The following is a 281-nucleotide window of genomic DNA, read 5'->3' as shown; positions in this document are numbered from 1 at the left end:
CACACTACCATCGGCGCTACGGCGTTTCACTTCTGAGTTCGGCATGGGGTCAGGTGGGACCACCGCGCTACAGCCGCCAGACAAATTCTTTTCTAAGTGCCAAACTTTAACCGAAAAATTGGTGCTGATACCCAGAGTCGAACTGGGGACCTCACCCTTACCAAGGGTGCGCTCTACCAACTGAGCCATATCAGCACACTAAATTTGATGCCTGGCAGTTCCCTACTCTCGCATGGGGAGACCCCACACTACCATCGGCGCTACGGCGTTTCACTTCTGAG

General features: G+C 54.1%; 1 tRNA gene and 1 rRNA gene. Both read right to left on the bottom strand.

The annotated features are described in order from the left end of the window. A 5S ribosomal RNA gene (gene rrf, locus OGV65_RS00070) occupies positions 1-81 on the bottom strand; the annotation flags it as partial. Positions 82-119: 38 nt separating this feature from the next. After that, positions 120-195 (bottom strand) — tRNA-Thr (locus OGV65_RS00065). Positions 196-281 lie beyond the last annotated feature (86 nt).

The sequence above is a fragment of the Citrobacter sp. Cb004 genome (genome assembly GCF_030337065.1).
In the GTDB taxonomy this organism is placed as follows: Bacteria; Pseudomonadota; Gammaproteobacteria; order Enterobacterales; family Enterobacteriaceae; genus Citrobacter; species Citrobacter braakii.
This window is presented reverse-complemented; position numbering and strand designations above follow the sequence as displayed.